15 protein-coding genes are annotated in these 15,692 nt (G+C 43.3%); 5 read left to right on the forward strand and 10 right to left on the reverse strand.

The genetic code is table 11. From position 1 onward, the window contains the following. Nucleotides 1-75 precede the first annotated feature (75 nt). The 4 genes from rlmD to ACFQZI_RS01430 form a co-directional block, all read right to left on the reverse strand. Nucleotides 76-1,500 (reverse strand): 23S rRNA (uracil(1939)-C(5))-methyltransferase RlmD, encoded by a 1,425-nt coding sequence (gene rlmD / locus ACFQZI_RS01415; protein ID WP_377137627.1) that lies wholly within the window; start codon nucleotides 1,498-1,500, stop codon nucleotides 76-78. 24 nt (nucleotides 1,501-1,524) lie between these two features. Continuing rightward, complete coding sequence (locus ACFQZI_RS01420) at nucleotides 1,525-1,950, reverse strand: hypothetical protein (protein ID WP_377137629.1); 426 nt, start codon at nucleotides 1,948-1,950, stop codon at nucleotides 1,525-1,527. Nucleotides 1,951-2,265: 315 nt separating this feature from the next. Further along, nucleotides 2,266-2,808 carry a dihydrofolate reductase family protein gene (locus tag ACFQZI_RS01425; protein WP_377137631.1) on the reverse strand — a complete coding sequence of 181 codons (543 nt, stop codon included), beginning with the start codon at nucleotides 2,806-2,808 and terminating at the stop codon, nucleotides 2,266-2,268. 26 nt (nucleotides 2,809-2,834) lie between these two features. Next, nucleotides 2,835-3,395, reverse strand: coding sequence for a dihydrofolate reductase family protein (locus ACFQZI_RS01430; protein ID WP_377137633.1), 561 nt, complete (start codon nucleotides 3,393-3,395; stop codon nucleotides 2,835-2,837). A gap of 134 nt (nucleotides 3,396-3,529) precedes the next feature. Between ACFQZI_RS01430 and ACFQZI_RS01435 the strand changes: the two genes are divergently transcribed. Next, the gene (locus tag ACFQZI_RS01435; RefSeq protein ID WP_377137635.1) at nucleotides 3,530-4,501 is read left to right on the forward strand and encodes a GlxA family transcriptional regulator; all 972 of its coding nucleotides are present in this window, start codon (nucleotides 3,530-3,532) and stop codon (nucleotides 4,499-4,501) included. A 76-nt stretch (nucleotides 4,502-4,577) separates the two neighbouring features. On the opposite strand, the gene ACFQZI_RS01440 is transcribed toward ACFQZI_RS01435, so the two are convergent. From ACFQZI_RS01440 to ACFQZI_RS01460, 5 genes are all read right to left on the reverse strand, one after another. Continuing rightward, complete coding sequence (locus tag ACFQZI_RS01440) at nucleotides 4,578-5,678, reverse strand: glutaminyl-peptide cyclotransferase (RefSeq protein WP_377137637.1); 1,101 nt, start codon at nucleotides 5,676-5,678, stop codon at nucleotides 4,578-4,580. Continuing rightward, nucleotides 5,653-6,021 carry a YraN family protein gene (locus ACFQZI_RS01445; protein WP_377137639.1) on the reverse strand — a complete coding sequence of 123 codons (369 nt, stop codon included), beginning with the start codon at nucleotides 6,019-6,021 and terminating at the stop codon, nucleotides 5,653-5,655. The genes ACFQZI_RS01440 and ACFQZI_RS01445 overlap by 26 nt, the downstream gene beginning before the upstream one ends. Next, the gene (dnaG, locus tag ACFQZI_RS01450) at nucleotides 6,021-7,955 is read right to left on the reverse strand and encodes a DNA primase (RefSeq protein WP_377141706.1); all 1,935 of its coding nucleotides are present in this window, start codon (nucleotides 7,953-7,955) and stop codon (nucleotides 6,021-6,023) included. Before dnaG ends, ACFQZI_RS01445 begins: the two co-directional genes overlap by 1 nt. A gap of 631 nt (nucleotides 7,956-8,586) precedes the next feature. Beyond that, a complete protein-coding gene (locus ACFQZI_RS01455) occupies nucleotides 8,587-8,943 on the reverse strand; it encodes an endonuclease domain-containing protein (RefSeq protein ID WP_377137641.1) in 357 nt (118 codons plus the stop codon). Between the two features lie 467 nt (nucleotides 8,944-9,410). Beyond that, nucleotides 9,411-10,271 carry a transglutaminase-like domain-containing protein gene (locus ACFQZI_RS01460; protein ID WP_377137643.1) on the reverse strand — a complete coding sequence of 287 codons (861 nt, stop codon included), beginning with the start codon at nucleotides 10,269-10,271 and terminating at the stop codon, nucleotides 9,411-9,413. A 54-nt stretch (nucleotides 10,272-10,325) separates the two neighbouring features. Here ACFQZI_RS01460 and ACFQZI_RS01465 point away from each other — a divergent pair, with 54 nt between their 5' ends. Next, nucleotides 10,326-11,111, forward strand: coding sequence for an O-methyltransferase (locus ACFQZI_RS01465; RefSeq protein ID WP_377137645.1), 786 nt, complete (start codon nucleotides 10,326-10,328; stop codon nucleotides 11,109-11,111). Continuing rightward, nucleotides 11,111-11,779, forward strand: a complete 669-nt coding sequence (locus ACFQZI_RS01470; protein ID WP_377137647.1) for a hypothetical protein — start codon at nucleotides 11,111-11,113, stop codon at nucleotides 11,777-11,779. The genes ACFQZI_RS01465 and ACFQZI_RS01470 overlap by 1 nt, the downstream gene beginning before the upstream one ends. An 11-nt stretch (nucleotides 11,780-11,790) precedes the next feature. Here the strand turns inward: ACFQZI_RS01470 and ACFQZI_RS01475 are convergent, their stop codons facing one another. Continuing rightward, a complete protein-coding gene (locus ACFQZI_RS01475; RefSeq protein WP_377137649.1) occupies nucleotides 11,791-12,927 on the reverse strand; it encodes a polymerase in 1,137 nt (378 codons plus the stop codon). Nucleotides 12,928-13,040: 113 nt separating this feature from the next. Between ACFQZI_RS01475 and ACFQZI_RS01480 the strand changes: the two genes are divergently transcribed. Further along, complete coding sequence (locus tag ACFQZI_RS01480; RefSeq protein WP_377141709.1) at nucleotides 13,041-14,021, forward strand: deoxyhypusine synthase family protein; 981 nt, start codon at nucleotides 13,041-13,043, stop codon at nucleotides 14,019-14,021. A gap of 372 nt (nucleotides 14,022-14,393) precedes the next feature. Beyond that, complete coding sequence (locus ACFQZI_RS01485; protein WP_377137651.1) at nucleotides 14,394-15,668, forward strand: cytochrome c3 family protein; 1,275 nt, start codon at nucleotides 14,394-14,396, stop codon at nucleotides 15,666-15,668. The last annotated feature ends 24 nt before the right edge of the window (nucleotides 15,669-15,692 follow it).

The raw sequence follows: 15,692 nt of genomic DNA on the forward strand, positions 1-15,692 counted from the left end.
ATAAGCAATAAATAGCTTTTTGTGGTAATAATTAATACAGGTAAAGTAATGGGTAATTTAATTAACCCGCAGTAGCTATTTGCGAAGTTTTAGCAGCACTACATTCTCTACATGTTGTGTATGCGGGAACATATCTACCGGTTGAATTTTCACCGTATCATACTTTTCTTTCAGTATCAGCAGGTCGCGGGCCTGGGTGGCAGCGTTACAGCTTACATAAACAATTTTATCCGCTTCAATTTCCATCAGGCGGGCAACTACATCCGCGTGCATACCGGCGCGGGGCGGGTCGGTAATAACTAAGTCGGGTTTGCCGTGTTCCAACACAAAGTCGTGCACCAGCACATCTTTCATGTCGCCGGCGAAAAATTTGGTATTGGTGATGTTATTTATCTGCGAGTTTACTTTAGCATCTTCTATAGCCGATGGCACATACTCTACCCCAACCACCTCGCGCACGTGCCCGGCAATAAAGTTGGCTATGGTGCCCGCGCCGGTGTAAAGGTCATAAACCAGTTCGTCGCCTTTAAAGCCGGCAAAATCGCGGGTTATTTCATAAAGGCGAAGCGCCTGTATAGAATTTGTTTGATAGAATGATTTTGGACCAACCCTAAAGCGCACTACGCTACCATTTGCCGCAGGCATTTCCTCGTGAATAAATTCGGGGCCCTTCCACGCAATAACCTCCTGGTCAAAAATGGTATCGTTCATTTTTTGATTAAGAATGTACAGGAGCGATGTAATTTGCGGGAAGGCTGCGTCTACATAGTTCATCAGCAGATCTACCTGCTCCTGCTCCGCATGGGCAAAAACAACAATAACCATGATCTCGCCGGTAGATGATGTGCGTATGATCAAATTACGCAGGGCGCCTGTATGCTGCCTTACATCGTAGTAGCTAATGCCATTCTCTTTGGCAAACGCGTTGATGCTGTTACGCAGGTCGTTTGATGGCTCGGCCTGTAGGTAGCAGTGGTTAATATTCAGGATCTTATCAAAACGGCCGGGGATATGGAAACCCAGGGCATTCATATCAAGCGTTTCGTCCTCGCGGTTCTCGCCATCGTACAGCCAGCGTTTGTTAGAAAAAGTATATTCCAGTTTATTACGGTAGTATCTGTCAGCAGGCGATGGTACAATGGCATCCATATGTTCCACATCTATTTTGGCTATGCGGGTAAGTGCATCGTGCACGGCCTTTTGCTTAAATTTTAGCTGCGCATCATAGGTCATGTGCTGCCATTTACAGCCGCCGCAGGTGCCAAAATGCTCGCAAAAAGCAGGCACGCGGTATTCTGACGGGGTAATGAGTCTGGTGATCTTAGCTTCGCCAAAGCTTTTTTTGCTTCGGTAAACTTCTACGTCTGCAACATCGCCGGGAACCGCCTTTTCAATAAAAAGCACAAAATCTTCGGCCTTGCCTACACCCTTGCCTTCTTCGGCAATATCAATAACGGTTACGTTCTCAAAGAACTTAGGTTTTTTTGCAGATCTACTCATTAGGCTGCAAAGTTAAAGTATTTATTAATTTTTCAACTTTTGTTTATGCCATTCTATAAGTGCATTACCCGTAACCATGGTAAATCCACTTATTACCCATAAGTTATATCCAAGCCCATAACGTACAATATCGCTCGTCCATTCGTCCTGATGATTATATATTTGTTTATAACATAAGAACGAAAGCATCATGATAGTTGCTACAATACTACACACGAAAGATAGCCTTGATTTGCTATAAAGAGTTACCCACGCTACTAATAATAGCGGATTTGCAAACCACGATAACATAACGCCACCCATGTACATAGCAGCCCACCCAGTTAGCAAAGCACCACCAGCTAACACGCAACTACTTTGTGTGCAAAACCCATATTGGGGTAATGAGATTACAAAAACAATGATACTTGCTGAAAGGGTTATAATTTTTATACGGGATAAGTTATTCATATCGAATTTTAAAAACCATCGGCAGTTATAAATCGGGCACAAAAATTTTCCATTCCGCTGTTATTACCGGCAGATAAATGCAAATACAAAGGAGTTCAAATAAACATGTTCAGGATATTGTTCCAGAAATTATCCGGTTCAATATTACCTAAATCCATATCTATTTCAAACTGCTCATCAATAAGCTCCGAAAATTCAATTAGTTCCTGGCTCATAGCAATATAGACTAAAACTTACTATGCAAACATAATAAAATATATACCAAAAACCAAAACGGTATTTTGATTATTTTTTAGATCTTTAAGTGTAAAGATTTTAAGAGATTTTATAACAAAGCAGCACCACGCCGCTGTTGAAAATAGTGGTTTTGTAAGGGGCCATGTATAAACGGCTTGTAAATAAAGCCCGCCCGCTTTTAATGGCCAGAGGGTATATCCATATCAGATATTCATCTACAAGGTTTAATTTGATGAGCTGTTTAACCAATTTGCCGCTGCCATAAACTATTATGTCTTTCCCGTGCATGTTTTTTAAAGTCCTGATTTCTTTAGCTATGGGTCGTTTTGCCAGTCGTGCATTTTGCCAGCTTACTGCTCTAAGCGACTTAGAAAATATAACCTTTTCGTAGCGGTTCATCAGGTCTGCAAAATCTAAAACATCCCGCGGTGCCGAAATATTGACCTGTTGCGCCTGCCAGTAGGGTGCCATACATTCATAGGTTTTGCGGCCAATCAGCAAAGTGTCGGCATCACCCAACTGTTTGGTAATAATGTTACCCATCTCTTGGTCCCAATACGGTTCATGCCAATCCAGTTCGCCCTTTGGCCCGGCCATATAACCGTTAAGGGTTATATTCATAGATACAACTAACCTGCGCACTGTATTTACGCCGGGTTATAGCACATTACCGTAATGCCGCATTTAAATGGCGTTGCTTTAACAAGCTTAAGTGGCAAGTTGCTATCTAATTCATTATAAATACTTTTGCCCCTGCCTATGGCAACGGGGTTCACAAAAAGGTGGTATTCATCTATCAAATTGTGTTTTATTAATGCCGAGGCCAGGGTTGCACCGCCATAAGCTATAATATCCCTTCCCGCCCGGTTTTTAAGTTTATTAATTTCTTCAACAATATCGCCCGTTGCAAGGGTGGTATTCTCCCATGAGTTGCCGGTAAGGGATTTGGTGAACACCACTTTTGGGGCATTAACCATTTTGTGGGTAAAGGCATCTGCAGATGGGTCGGCAGAACGTTCTTTCCATACCGGTATAAAGCCCTCGGCCAGTACGCGGCCCAATATAATAGTATCTACAGGTTCGGTAATTTGCTGCACGTACTGTTTCAACCTATCATCCCAATCCCAGGTCATCCAGTCCATTTCGTTGTTGGGGCCGGCAACATAGCCGTCAAGGCTAACCTGCATTTGTAATTTTAACTTTCTCATTTGCTATCATTTTAATAATACAAATGTATTGCGTGCAAAAACAGAGGGTAAGGTGCAAAAAGGACTAATAAGAGGTTGTTTACGACTTTGTACTTCACTACATTTATATTTTATAAACCAACGCTTTGCTCTGTATGAAACATGTGTCTATCCTGATTACCAATGAGGCTGTGTTAGCCAGTATTGCCGACCCGCGTATTATGTTTACCGGTGTTAACGATTTTTTAGCAGCAGCAGGGAAGCCGCCTATGTTTAATGTGCAACTGATAGGGTTGGAGAGGGAGGTGCGGCTGCATGGCGGTTTATTTTCGGTACATACCGATGCTTTGATTAGCGAGGTAGAGAAAACAGACCTGGTTATTGTGCCTGCATTTGGCGGGGATATGGCAACTACTATTAAACGTAACGAAGCGTTTATTCCATGGATAACAGACCAGCACCATAAAGGTGCCGAGGTTGCCAGCCTGTGCGTTGGGGCATTCTTGCTGGCAGCTACCGGATTGTTAAATGGCAAAGAAGCATCGAGCCACTGGCGCTTTGCTGATGAATTTAGAAAGATGTTCCCGCAGGTTACGTTGGTGGATGACCGCATTGTTACCGAGCAGAAGGGCCTTTACAGCAGCGGCGGGGCAACATCATACTGGAACCTGCTATTGTACCTGGTAGAGAAATATGCCGGGCGGGATATGTCTATAATGGCGGCAAAGATGTTTGCCCTGGAGATAGACCGTAAGAGCCAGTCGCCGTTTATTATGTTTAACGGGCAAAAAACACATGAGGATGAGCCAATAAAAAAAGCGCAGGAATTTATAGAGGCCAACATTACCGAAAAGATCTCGGTAGAGGACCTTGCCCTAAAATATGCCATTGGCAAGCGCCATTTTGAGCGCCGCTTTAAAAAGGCGACCAATAATAGCCCGCTGGAATATATACAGCGTGTAAAGGTAGAAGCCGCTAAAAAACATTTGGAAAGCAGCCGCAAAAATGTAAATGAGGTTATGTACGATGTTGGATACTCGGACACCAAAGCCTTTAGAACCGTGTTTAAAAAGATAACCGGGCTATCGCCGGTAGAGTATAAGAATAAGTATAATAAAGCGAGTTGAACGCTGATTAAAAAGAAAAGCCGCGATAACCCGCGGCTTTTGCATTGTATTTGTCAGGATAAACAATTCATAGAAATTACTTTTTCACAAACTTAACCTGATATAGCTTGTTCCATTTCTTACCTGTAATAAAAATGCGTTTGGTTGCTTTATCATAAGCAATGCCGTTCAATACATCGGCTCCGGAATTACGCTGGGCTTCAGGATAAAGGCTGGTTAGATCTATTTTTTGCTCAACAGCGCCCGTCTTAGGATTTATTACCAAAATATAATCCTGGTGATAAACGTTGGCATAGATCTTTCCATCGATATATTCAAGTTCGTTGATCTCGTTTACCGGGCCTTTATCGTCGTAAACATCAATAAAGCCCTTTTGCTGATAGGTGTTTTTATCTAAGAACCAAATGCGGTTGGTGCTATCGTCCATATAAATTTTTGTACCATCGAAGGTCATTCCCCAACCTTCAAGGCCAACATTGTTGTCGAATTTACTAAGAAGCTTCAGCGTTTTACGGTCATACACAAAACCTACCTTTTCTTTCCAGGTAAGCTGCATAACTTTATCCCCAACCACCACAATACCTTCGGCAAAGTATTTTTTATCTATATCCTGTTTTTGCAGTATTTTGCCTGTAGCCAAGTCTGTCTTAACCAATTTAGATGGCCCGTCTACAGGGTTACCGCCAATAGGTTCGCCATAACCGCCTCCGCTCTCGTAAAAGCCGCCGTTGTCATATATCAAGCCTTCGGTATAAAGGCTTGTATCATGCGGAAATACCTTTTCAACCACAAAGCCCAATTCTTCCGGCGCTTTTGGTGCAAGCAGGTTAATATTGGTAGTAAGGTCCTGGCTTTTGCCCCCCTGATAAACTTTGGCGGTTATTACCCGGGCACCAAGTGCAATACTATCTGTTTTAACCGTTACTGCCGATGAATCTTTGGCTGCACCTACCCGTGTGGCGTCCAGTAAATACACAACAGAGTCTATCTTAACATCTTTGCCGTAACCAATTTTCAAGGCAATTTGCTCGCCGCTTTTATAGTTGCTGCCCGCATCGGGGCTGATGGTAAATTCGTCTTCTTTTTTATCAGTTCTACAGCTGTAGGCCAGCAGCGCTATAATGGCGAAAAGTGCTATACGTTTGTTCATCTTAAATGGCAGAAGGCCAAAAGGCATCTTCAATATGTTTTAATGTGTGGTTATTATTACGGTCAAACAGGATAGATATTATATCAAACCTCACTTCTCCCTGGTGGTTCATCAAATATATGTACTCGTCGGCTGCCTCTACCAATAAACGTTGCTTGCGGGCGTCAACAAAATCTTCGGGTTCGCCAAAGGCATTGCCGGTGCGGGTCTTAACTTCGGTAAATATAATGATCCCGGCTTTATAGACAACCAGGTCAATCTCGGCTTTGCCGAAAACCCAGTTCTCGTCCATTATCTCGTAGCCATTTGCTTCCAGGTGGGCTTTAGCCATTGTTTCGCCTTTTTGGCCCAGATCGTTGTGGGATGCCATTATTTTATAATTACTGAGCCTAAGTAATCAGATATGGTTTTCTCCACCTTTTTCATGTGCATGTATTGGTTCAGCAGAATTTCCTGGTCGGCCTCGCCGGTGGTGGTTTGCAGTTCTTTACGCAGGTTTTGCAAGATCTTGCCCACCTTTTGTTTTTTAAGGTGGAAGATAGCACCAAGAATAGTGGCCTTCATGTTGGCCTGTTCATCGGGTACCAGTATCTTGTGCATCTCATACCAGTTCTCGCTCAGGATATATTTTGTAGCGAGCATGGTTACAACCAGGTCAACAATGCCCTTATCAGGGTGGTGGATAAAATGCTGTTCCTCGGGTAGCACGCCGTTCTCTACCTCCTGGCGGTAGATCTCCATAAATTTTTTGGTTTCGGGCTGCTCAAACTCCACATCGCTTAACTCGGCTATCATAAACGGGCCGATATAGGTATTGGCGATACCATCCCAATCGATCATTTTATTGCCGTAATGCAACAGCAGGCGCACTATTTCCCGTTCCTGTGTGTCTGATTCTTTAGCGACATGCTCCTGTGGCTCATCAAAAAACAAAAGATCTTCGGGCGAAGGCTCTTGCTTGCGGTTTTGATTTTGCTGTTGCTGGCTATCCTTTTTGGCCTTTGCCTGTCGCATTTTGTTTAGTTCGGATAGCAGCGCGCGTTCATCAATCTCCAGCCGGTTACTACATTCCTTCAAAAATACCGATGCCTTGATAGAATCGGGTATCTTGGCGATGCTTTCTACGATCTCGCGAATGATCTCTGCTTTTTTTATAGGGTCGTTACCAACATCCTTCAGCAGGATCTCGGTTTTATACAGAATGAAATCTTTCTTGTTTTTATCTACGTGGGTTTTAAAGGCATTGGTGCCAAACTTTTGCACATACGAATCCGGGTCGTGCCCATCGGGAAACAATACTACCTTTACGTTTAAGCCCTCCTCCAATATCATGTCCAAACCACGCAGGGATGCCTTAATACCTGCCGCATCGCCATCATATAAAATGGTGATGTTTTTGGTTAGGCGGCCGATAAGCCTGATCTGCTCCACAGTTAGAGATGTACCTGACGACGCCACCACATTCTCTATACCCGCCTGATGTACCGAGATCACATCAGCATATCCTTCTACCAAATAGCAATTATCTTCATCGCGAATGGCTTTCTTGGCAAAGTACAGCCCGTAAAGGATGTTAGATTTATGGTATATCTCCGACTCGGGCGAGTTAACGTACTTGGGTACGTTTTTGTCACTCTTTAACGTACGGCCGCCAAAAGCGATAACCCTGCCTGTAAAACTATGGATAGGGAACATCACCCGCCCGCGGTAACGGTCGTAAAGCGAACCGTTGTCCCGTTTAACCGAAAGGCCGCTTTCCACCAAAAACTCTTCTTTATAGCCTTGTTTGATGGCTTCGCCTGTAAATGCTTCCCATTGGTCGGGCGAATAGCCCAACTCAAATTTTTTGATGGTATCGTTGCTAAAGCCGCGCTCTTTAAAATAACTGTAACCTATGCTTTTGCCCTCATCGGTATGCAATAAACTTTCGTGGAAGAATTTTGCTGCAAAACCAGATACGATCATCAAACTCTCACGTCGGTTCTGTTCCTCCAGGTTTTCTACAGATTCAACCGTTTCCTCAACCTCTATACCGTATTTCTTGGCCAGCCATTTCAGCGCTTCGGGGTAGGTGAACCTTTCCAGCTCCATTAAAAAAGTAACGGCGCTGCCCCCTTTGCCCGACGAGAAATCTTTAAAAATACCCTTAGCCGGCGATACCGTGAACGACGGTGTACGTTCGTTTACAAAGGGCGAAAGGCCCACATAATTGGCCCCGCGTTTTTTTAATTGTACAAATTCGCCAATCACCTCCACAATATCTGTGGCTTCCATTATACGGTCTACGGTGGGTTTGGTGATCATATTAATAAAGCGAACCACAAAAATAGTGGTTTCCACGTCTTGTTCTAAAGATATAAAAAAGTAATTGTTTTATTAATGGTGGTTTACAGGCCTAAAACAAGGGTGTCCCACTATTTGAGACACTATATGTAATTTAAACTCAATTTATTGATAATGAGTTATTTGTATTGTATTGAAATTACTTTTTATGTAATGTATTGCTTTGTATTTTTATAATAACCGGTTGTTTGATAGTGCGTTATATTTTTTAGCCAGGTGTTCCACTTTTTTAAAAACGGGACGGAATGGGACACCCTGTGTAAAGCTATATCAGGATGAGGTACTGTGGTGAAAACTTTGTTGGGTGGCGGCGATAACTCACCCCGCGGCACTCCGTGCGCGACCCTCTCTCCGCTACGCGGAAAGAGGGTGAAGAAAATAGAAGTATTCTCCCTTCTTTGCGCAGCAGAGAGGGGTAGGGGGTGAGTCAACTCACAAGCTTGGCAAGCTACTATCTCCCCTCGACATTAACTCACCCCGCGGCACTTCGTGCGCGACCCTCTCTCCACTGCGTGGAAAGAGGGTGAGGAAGTTCTTATTAAAATGAACACCCCTCTTTGCGTAGCAGAGAGGGGGCAGGGGGTGAGTCAACTCACAAGCTTGCCCTTATAGTATTTAACACCGCTATCAAATCCTTTTCAATCTCCTCATTGGTAAACCTTAAAACAGTTAAGCCCAAACCCTTCAAAACCGCATCCCTGTTCTTATCATAATCTTTTTTGTAAAGATGAACAGGGCCGTCGGCTTCAATAACCAACTTTGCTTCATCGCAATAAAAATCGGGGATGTAATATTCGTACTTCCCCATAACCGATTTTATACAGATGGGATGTTGTCTTAAAAACTTCCTGCCCATAAACTCCCGGTTCCGTAACATATTCCAAAGCTTGTTTTCAGCCGGCGTTTGTTTTTGACGCAGTTCACGACATAATTGAATGATGGATGGCATGAGGGAAGGTAACAAAATATCGGCGATTTACTCACCCCGCGGCACTTCGTGCGCGACCCTCTCTCCGCTACGCGGGAAGAGGGTGAGGAAGGTTTTTTAAAATTGCTCTCCCCTCTTTGCGTAGCAGAGAGGGGCAGGGGGTGAGTCAACTCACAAGCTTGGCAAGCTACTATCTCCCCTCGACATTTACTCACCCCGCGGCACTTCGTGCGCGACCCTCTCTCCATTGCGTGGAAAGAGGGTGAGGAAGTTGTTATTAAAATGAACACCCTCTTTGCGTAGCAGAGAGGGGGTTGGGGGTGAGTCAACTCACAAGCTTTGTAATCTACTATCTCCCTCGATATTAACTCACCCCGACATCGCTACGCTCGTCGACCCTCTCTCCGCTACGCGGGAAGAAGATGAAGAAAATAGAAAATATGTCACCCCTTCTTTGCGCAGCAGAGAGGGGCAGGGGGTGAGTCAACTTATTCCCCCATTATCGCCAGCAACTCATTCAACTCATCAACTTTTTCTGATGAGCCGAGGTGTTCATAGGCGCTAATGAGGTTACGTATAACACGTTTAATAATATCAGAGTTAGAGCAGGGTTCGTAAAATTGCTTGTCGAATTGCAGGTTAAGCTGTTTCAGGAACATGTCTACATCTCTGCGGCCAAAAATGAAGCCTTTATTGAAGGCATTAATGTAAAACAGGATGCCGCCCTCAAACTCTGTTTCGCGGCTCTCATCAAGGTAGGCCAAAATAAAGTGCTGCGGCAGGTTGACACCATAAACCGGTATATCCAGCTTTTGGGCTATAATAGAGTAAATAATGGCCAGCGAGATCTGATTGCCTTTTTTACTTTCAAGTACCTGGCTTATGTAGCTGTTCTGCGGGTCGCGGTGGTTGGCGGTGTTGCCGCTAAAGCCGTGTATGCTGTAAAATACATGGTTCATCAGCTTCACCTGTTCTACAGGGCTTGCCTCGTTCATCATCTGGATCCATATATCCCGCTTGATGGATTCGATTTGGTTGATCACCTTTTGCTCGTCCAAATCGGGATATTGGTAACGGTTTATGATAAGTATGCCCTGCAGCAGATCGAATGCGCCGCTTTGGTGCCAAAGTTTCAGGTCGTTTTTTAACGCGCCAAATTGTATCTCGTGTACCAGGTTTGCAATGCGTTCCTGTTGTATAGGGTCAAAAGCCTGCTCAAAGGCGCTCTCCAGGTATTCTACAGCTTCGTTGCCAAAAGAAAGCAACTTTTGATGCACATGTTCGTATACCTCGGCGTCGGTATCATCAAGCAGTCGTATTAAAGAGTTTACTTCTGTCGGATTTATCATATATCTCTCATGCTAAAATACTAAACCTTTTAATATTTTAATAGTTTTACGGCTATGTTCAATTTAACGTTCGCGAAAGATTTTCTGTTGCACAGGCTTACGTCAAAAAACCGTCATGGTTTGCACTCGCCCTTTGTGTACCGCCTGGCAGACCAGGTTATTTATGACAAGGCACAGAAGCCTGTATATGATAAGATAGAACATGAACGTGATATACTGCTTACCGACGACCGCTATATTACCGTTACCGACCTTGGCGCAGGCTCGCATGTAAACAACAACAAGCAGAAAAAGGTAAGCGACATTACCATGAACGCGCTTAAACCACCCAAGCTGGCCAAACTGCTTTACCGTTTAGCGGCGTCAACAAAGCCTGCCAGTATTATTGAATTAGGCACCTGCCTTGGTATTACTACCCTGTACTTACAGACAGCCGCGCCAAATGCCAAAGTATATACTTTAGAGGGCTGCCCGCAAACCGCGGGTGTTGCCAAAGATGTTTTTAAAAGGGCCGGGGCAAATGATATAAACGTAATAACCGGGAATTTTGATGATACCCTGCCGGGTGTTATTGCCGGGTTAGATAAACTGGATTTTGTTTACATAGATGGCAACCACCAGCGTGATGCCACCCTGAAATATTTTGAGTGGTGCCTGCCAAAAGTGCATGAAGATACCATGCTGATATTCGACGATATTTACTGGAGCGAAGGGATGAAGGAAGCCTGGACCCAAATAAAAGCACACCCGCAGGTGACTGCCACTGTAGACTTGTTTTGGATAGGCCTGGTGTTTTTTAAACCGGGGCAGGCGAAAGAGGATTTTAAGATAAGGGTGTGATGAACTGGGAATATAATACCATTTGGTTCGATCAGATTGATTCACATAAAAGATTCATTTGGGACTCCAAAAAAAAAATCACTCAAACTCCAGTACTGACAGGTGTAGAATATTTATTCTTGTGGCATTATAAAGTTACAGAAGGAAATTTTAACGAAATACCTGAAGCTAATGATTGTAGGTATCTTGATATTACTTTTTCTAACATAAAGGACTTTAGTGGAATAAAAAGATTTACAGATCTTAAAAGGCTGCATGTTGATTATTGTTTGAAACTTGAAAGCGACCGCGGCTTGGCAGATTTGAAAGACACCCTTGAATGGTTACATATAGAACAATCTAAAAAGCTTACATCGATAAATGAGATATCGGTTTTAAGTAATTTAAAAGTGCTAAGTTTGAATAATTGCGGGCCAATAGAAAGTTTAAATTTTATACAATTATTGCCCCATTTAATTGACTTTAGATTTGTAGGTACAAATATATTAAGCGGAGATCTTACTCCTTTAATTGAGCATCCCAATCTAAAAAGTGTTGGATTTTTAGATAAAAGGCATTATAATTTCAAATCGAAGGCAATTGACGCCATTTTTAAAGAGAAAGCGAACGAAGATTCTTTTAAAGATTACGTTTACAAGGGTGAATACCGCACATTTAAATACAAATAGTCGCACATCCACTAAAACGCTTCTCCTAACCCCACATACACGCCACTTTGCCTGCTTTCGCCGGGGCGTTTTTCGCCAACGCCGTAATCTACACGTACGCTGAGGCCCTTTTGCACATCAAAGAAATAGCGCAGGCCGCCGCCGTAGTTTGGTTTTAGCTCATCAAACTTAAAATCCTTATGAAACACTTCGCCTCCTCCTATAAAACCTACTATCCCAAAACGCTCGCTCATGCGGTATCGTAATTCCGTTTGGCCGGCCAACAGGTTACGGTCGCGGAAACGGCCGTTGTAATAGCCACGCATCATCTCGTCGCTGCCCAGGGTGGGGAGCAGGTAAAAAGGCGACTGGCTGCCCGTTAGGTTCTGGCTTTGCACATCAAACCCTAAAACAAACTTTTTACTTAAGGCTATAAAATGGGTAAGTTCAATATTTAAGAAACCGCCGCTGTAGCCGCTGTTACTCCTAACGCCATTCATAATATTTAAATAGCTGGTAACGGTAGTGCCGCTGGTGGTATAGGTGTTATTATTGCGGCTATCAAAAATAAAGCTCGGGCCGTAGTATAGTATTGTGCCGCCGTTTTTATCTTCAATGGCCGGGTTGGTAGTAAAGATGCCCCCGGGCTGCTGGTCCTGAAAACGGTAGTCGTATCCACCGGCAACTAAGCCCACATAAATATTGTTGCCAATTTTTTTCTCGCCGGTAAAAGTAACACGTACGCGTTTTTGGCCCAGGCGGTCGGCATCTGCTTTAGCGGTATTGTTGCCTATGCCATAAAAATCGAACGGAAAATTAATATAACCCACAGCGCCTGTGAAATGGTAGTTGTTGTTCGGCGCCCAGTAGCTGCTGCTTAAATTTAAACGGCTTTGGCCTTTGGTGGTTAAGGTGGCGTAAGCAAAAATATTTGATACGCGGGTGTTTTTGCTTAGCGTATCGGTATAAAAAGAGTAAAGTGCCGAACCGCCTGCCTCTAAACCGGTTTCGGGCGCCGAGCTTATTACCGGCAGTACCACAAAGCTGCCCCGTTTGCTGGTATCCTTTTCAAAATACATTTTGCGGATAAATTTTGGCAGGATCTTTACCTGCGCGAAAACGGGTATTACAAGTACGGATAATAATATAACGAGTATGAGTTTTTTCATGCGCTGTAGTGCAATAAAGGTAATTTTATAGCACTTGTTTTATAGAATTTGTAATTTAAAATTCTGATGTGCGCAAAATACCTACTTTTGCGAAATAATAACAGTAAAATATGATGAGTACAGCAAAAGGCCCTATATCTCAGTTCATCGAGAAAAACTACCTGCATTTTAATGCAGCGGCATTAATGGATGCAGCAAAAGGTTACGAAACACATTTAACCGAAGGTGGCAAAATGATGGTAACCATTGCAGGTGCCATGAGCACCGCAGAATTGGGCATATCGCTTGCCGAAATGATCCGCCAGGGCAAAATTGACATTATATCATGTACAGGTGCAAACCTCGAAGAGGATATTATGAACCTTGTGGCACACTCGCATTACAAACGTGTACCAAACTACCGCGACCTGAGTCCGCAGGATGAGTGGGACCTTTTAGAGAACCACTACAACCGTGTTACCGATACCTGTATACCCGAAGAAGAAGCATTTCGCCGTTTGCAAAAACATATCTACAAAATTTGGAAAGATGCCGACACTGCCGGTGAGCGCTACTTTCCACACGAATTTATGTATAAGATATTGCTAAGCGGTGAGCTTGAACAATATTACGAGATAGATCCTAAAAACTCGTGGATGCTTGCAGCGGCTGAACGCAACCTGCCGATTGTGGTACCGGGTTGGGAAGATAGCACCATGGGTAACATATTTGCATCATACGTTATAAAAGGCGAAATAAAAGCTACCACCATGAAAAGTGGTATAGAATATATGGCGTGGCTGGCCGATTGGTACCCTAAAAATTCGGGTGGTAAAGGCGTGGGCTTTTTCCAGATAGGTGGCGGTATTGCCGGCGATTTCCCTATTTGTGTTGTGCCAATGCTTTACCAGGATATGGAGATGCCCGAGATACCATTCTGGAGCTATTTTTGCCAGATAAGCGATTCTACAACCTCATACGGTTCGTACTCGGGTGCCGTACCAAACGAAAAAATCACCTGGGGTAAACTGGACATCAACACCCCTAAATTTATTGTAGAAAGCGACGCTACTATTGTTGTACCGTTGATATTTGCCTGGATACTGGGACAATAATTAAAAGCAATAAAGCCCTTAAATTTTAAGGGCTTTATTGCTAAATAGCAGTTAACGATTTAACCAGGTGCAACCCTTTTGTTGCTCCCTTAGCCCATTCTTAATAACAAAAAATATTAATGGCTTATGCAAATGAGTAATATCATACTTTTTGGGGTTAAAAATCAGCACGATATCAAAACGGCTATTTAAGCAAATTTTAGGGGGATTATAGGCAATTTAGAACGATTATAAATTAGATATTGGTGTCATTATATTGTCAGCGATAGTGTAATAAATTATACTTTTGTGCCTGAAAAAGTGGCTAAATCATACAGCTCTACGTCAGTTTAACACTTATAAATAAAAAATTATTTAGCATAAATACCTTTTATGAGAAATATCTCATTGATTTTTAAACAGTTTTCAAGGTCGGTTTTACTTATTGCCGGTTTGGTTGTGGTAGGCTTAACAGCCCATGCACAAACAGATGCAGCAAAAGGTGAAGCTATATTTAAGGCCAAGTGTACCGCTTGTCATAAGATAGATACGCGTATGACCGGCCCGGCCTTAGGTCCGCAGTTAACGTCTGAAACAGATGATGCTTACCTAACCAAATGGATCCAGAACAACCAGGCATTAATTGCTGCCAAAAACCCAAAGGCTCTTAAAATTTTTAATGAGTACAACCAGGCGGGTATGACAGTGTTTGCCGAGTTGAGCGATGCTGATGTTGGTAACGTTATTACCTACATCCGTGCCGATTGGAAAAAGATACAGGAAGAAAAAAATAAACCGGGTGGCGGCGGTGCTGCTGTTGCCGAAGATAAAGGCCCAAGCAGCCTTGTTATCTGGGGTTTATTAGGCGTTATTGTTATCGCTTTCATCGTTATCCTGGTATTAAATAAAGTTATTGCAACGCTTGAGCGTTTGCTGCTAAACAAAAAAGGCGTATTTGAAGAAGAGGTTGTAGCCGAAGAAGAGAAAGTTGCTGTAGATAAGTTAGCCACTGTTAAAAAGCTTCTTAAAAACAAAAAACTTGTATTCTTTATAGTACTTTGCGGTGTTATAGCTTTAGGCAGCTTTAGCTGGGTAACCATGTGGAACACCAACGTTCACCAGGGATACCAGCCGGTACAGCCTATTAAATACTCGCACGAGTTACACGCGGGCGCCATGAAGATAGAGTGCCAGTACTGCCACACCGGCGCGTTCAAATCTAAAAACGCTTCAATCCCATCGTTAAACGTTTGTATGAACTGCCACAAATCTGTTAAAACAGAATCGCCGGAGATACACAAAATTTACGATGCTTTGGGTTACGACCCTAACACCGCTAAATACGATAGCACTAAAGCAAAACCAATTCAGTGGGTGCGTATACACAACCTGCCCGATCTGGCTTACTTTAACCACTCGCAACACGTTACAGTTGGCGCAATTAAATGCCAAACCTGCCACGGCCAGATCCAGGAAATGAAAGAGGTATACCAATACTCTCCGCTTACCATGAAATGGTGTATCCAGTGCCACAAACGTACCGAGGTTAACGGTAAAGGCAACGCTTACTACGATAGTATACTTGCTGCTCACGATAAAATTAAAAAAGGTGAGAAAGTTACTGCAGCAGTGTTAGGCGGTATTGAGTGTGCTAAGTGCCACTATTAATAATTATCAAGAACAGTACATTAC

Source organism: Mucilaginibacter lutimaris, assembly GCF_042676625.1.
GTDB classification, from domain to species: domain Bacteria; phylum Bacteroidota; class Bacteroidia; order Sphingobacteriales; family Sphingobacteriaceae; genus Mucilaginibacter; species Mucilaginibacter lutimaris.

Excerpts from the sequence above, each read along its gene's own strand:
- ACFQZI_RS01475 (WP_377137649.1), bottom strand. The coding sequence starts at position 12,927 with ATGAAAAAACTCATACTCGTTATATTATTATCCGTACTTGTAATACCC.
- ACFQZI_RS01445 (WP_377137639.1), bottom strand. The coding sequence starts at position 6,021 with ATGGCATCCCACAACGATCTGGGCCAAAAAGGCGAAACAATGGCTAAA.
- ACFQZI_RS01430 (WP_377137633.1), bottom strand. The coding sequence starts at position 3,395 with ATGAGAAAGTTAAAATTACAAATGCAGGTTAGCCTTGACGGCTATGTT.
- dnaG (WP_377141706.1), bottom strand. The coding sequence starts at position 7,955 with ATGATCACCAAACCCACCGTAGACCGTATAATGGAAGCCACAGATATT.
- ACFQZI_RS01420 (WP_377137629.1), bottom strand. The coding sequence starts at position 1,950 with ATGAATAACTTATCCCGTATAAAAATTATAACCCTTTCAGCAAGTATC.
- ACFQZI_RS01465 (WP_377137645.1), top strand. The coding sequence starts at position 10,326 with ATGTTCAATTTAACGTTCGCGAAAGATTTTCTGTTGCACAGGCTTACG.
- ACFQZI_RS01470 (WP_377137647.1), top strand. The coding sequence starts at position 11,111 with ATGAACTGGGAATATAATACCATTTGGTTCGATCAGATTGATTCACAT.
- ACFQZI_RS01485 (WP_377137651.1), top strand. The coding sequence starts at position 14,394 with ATGAGAAATATCTCATTGATTTTTAAACAGTTTTCAAGGTCGGTTTTA.
- ACFQZI_RS01460 (WP_377137643.1), bottom strand. The coding sequence starts at position 10,271 with ATGATAAATCCGACAGAAGTAAACTCTTTAATACGACTGCTTGATGAT.
- ACFQZI_RS01480 (WP_377141709.1), top strand. The coding sequence starts at position 13,041 with ATGAGTACAGCAAAAGGCCCTATATCTCAGTTCATCGAGAAAAACTAC.
- ACFQZI_RS01455 (WP_377137641.1), bottom strand. The coding sequence starts at position 8,943 with ATGCCATCCATCATTCAATTATGTCGTGAACTGCGTCAAAAACAAACG.
- rlmD (WP_377137627.1), bottom strand. The coding sequence starts at position 1,500 with ATGAGTAGATCTGCAAAAAAACCTAAGTTCTTTGAGAACGTAACCGTT.
- ACFQZI_RS01425 (WP_377137631.1), bottom strand. The coding sequence starts at position 2,808 with ATGAATATAACCCTTAACGGTTATATGGCCGGGCCAAAGGGCGAACTG.
- ACFQZI_RS01435 (WP_377137635.1), top strand. The coding sequence starts at position 3,530 with ATGAAACATGTGTCTATCCTGATTACCAATGAGGCTGTGTTAGCCAGT.
- ACFQZI_RS01440 (WP_377137637.1), bottom strand. The coding sequence starts at position 5,678 with ATGCCTTTTGGCCTTCTGCCATTTAAGATGAACAAACGTATAGCACTT.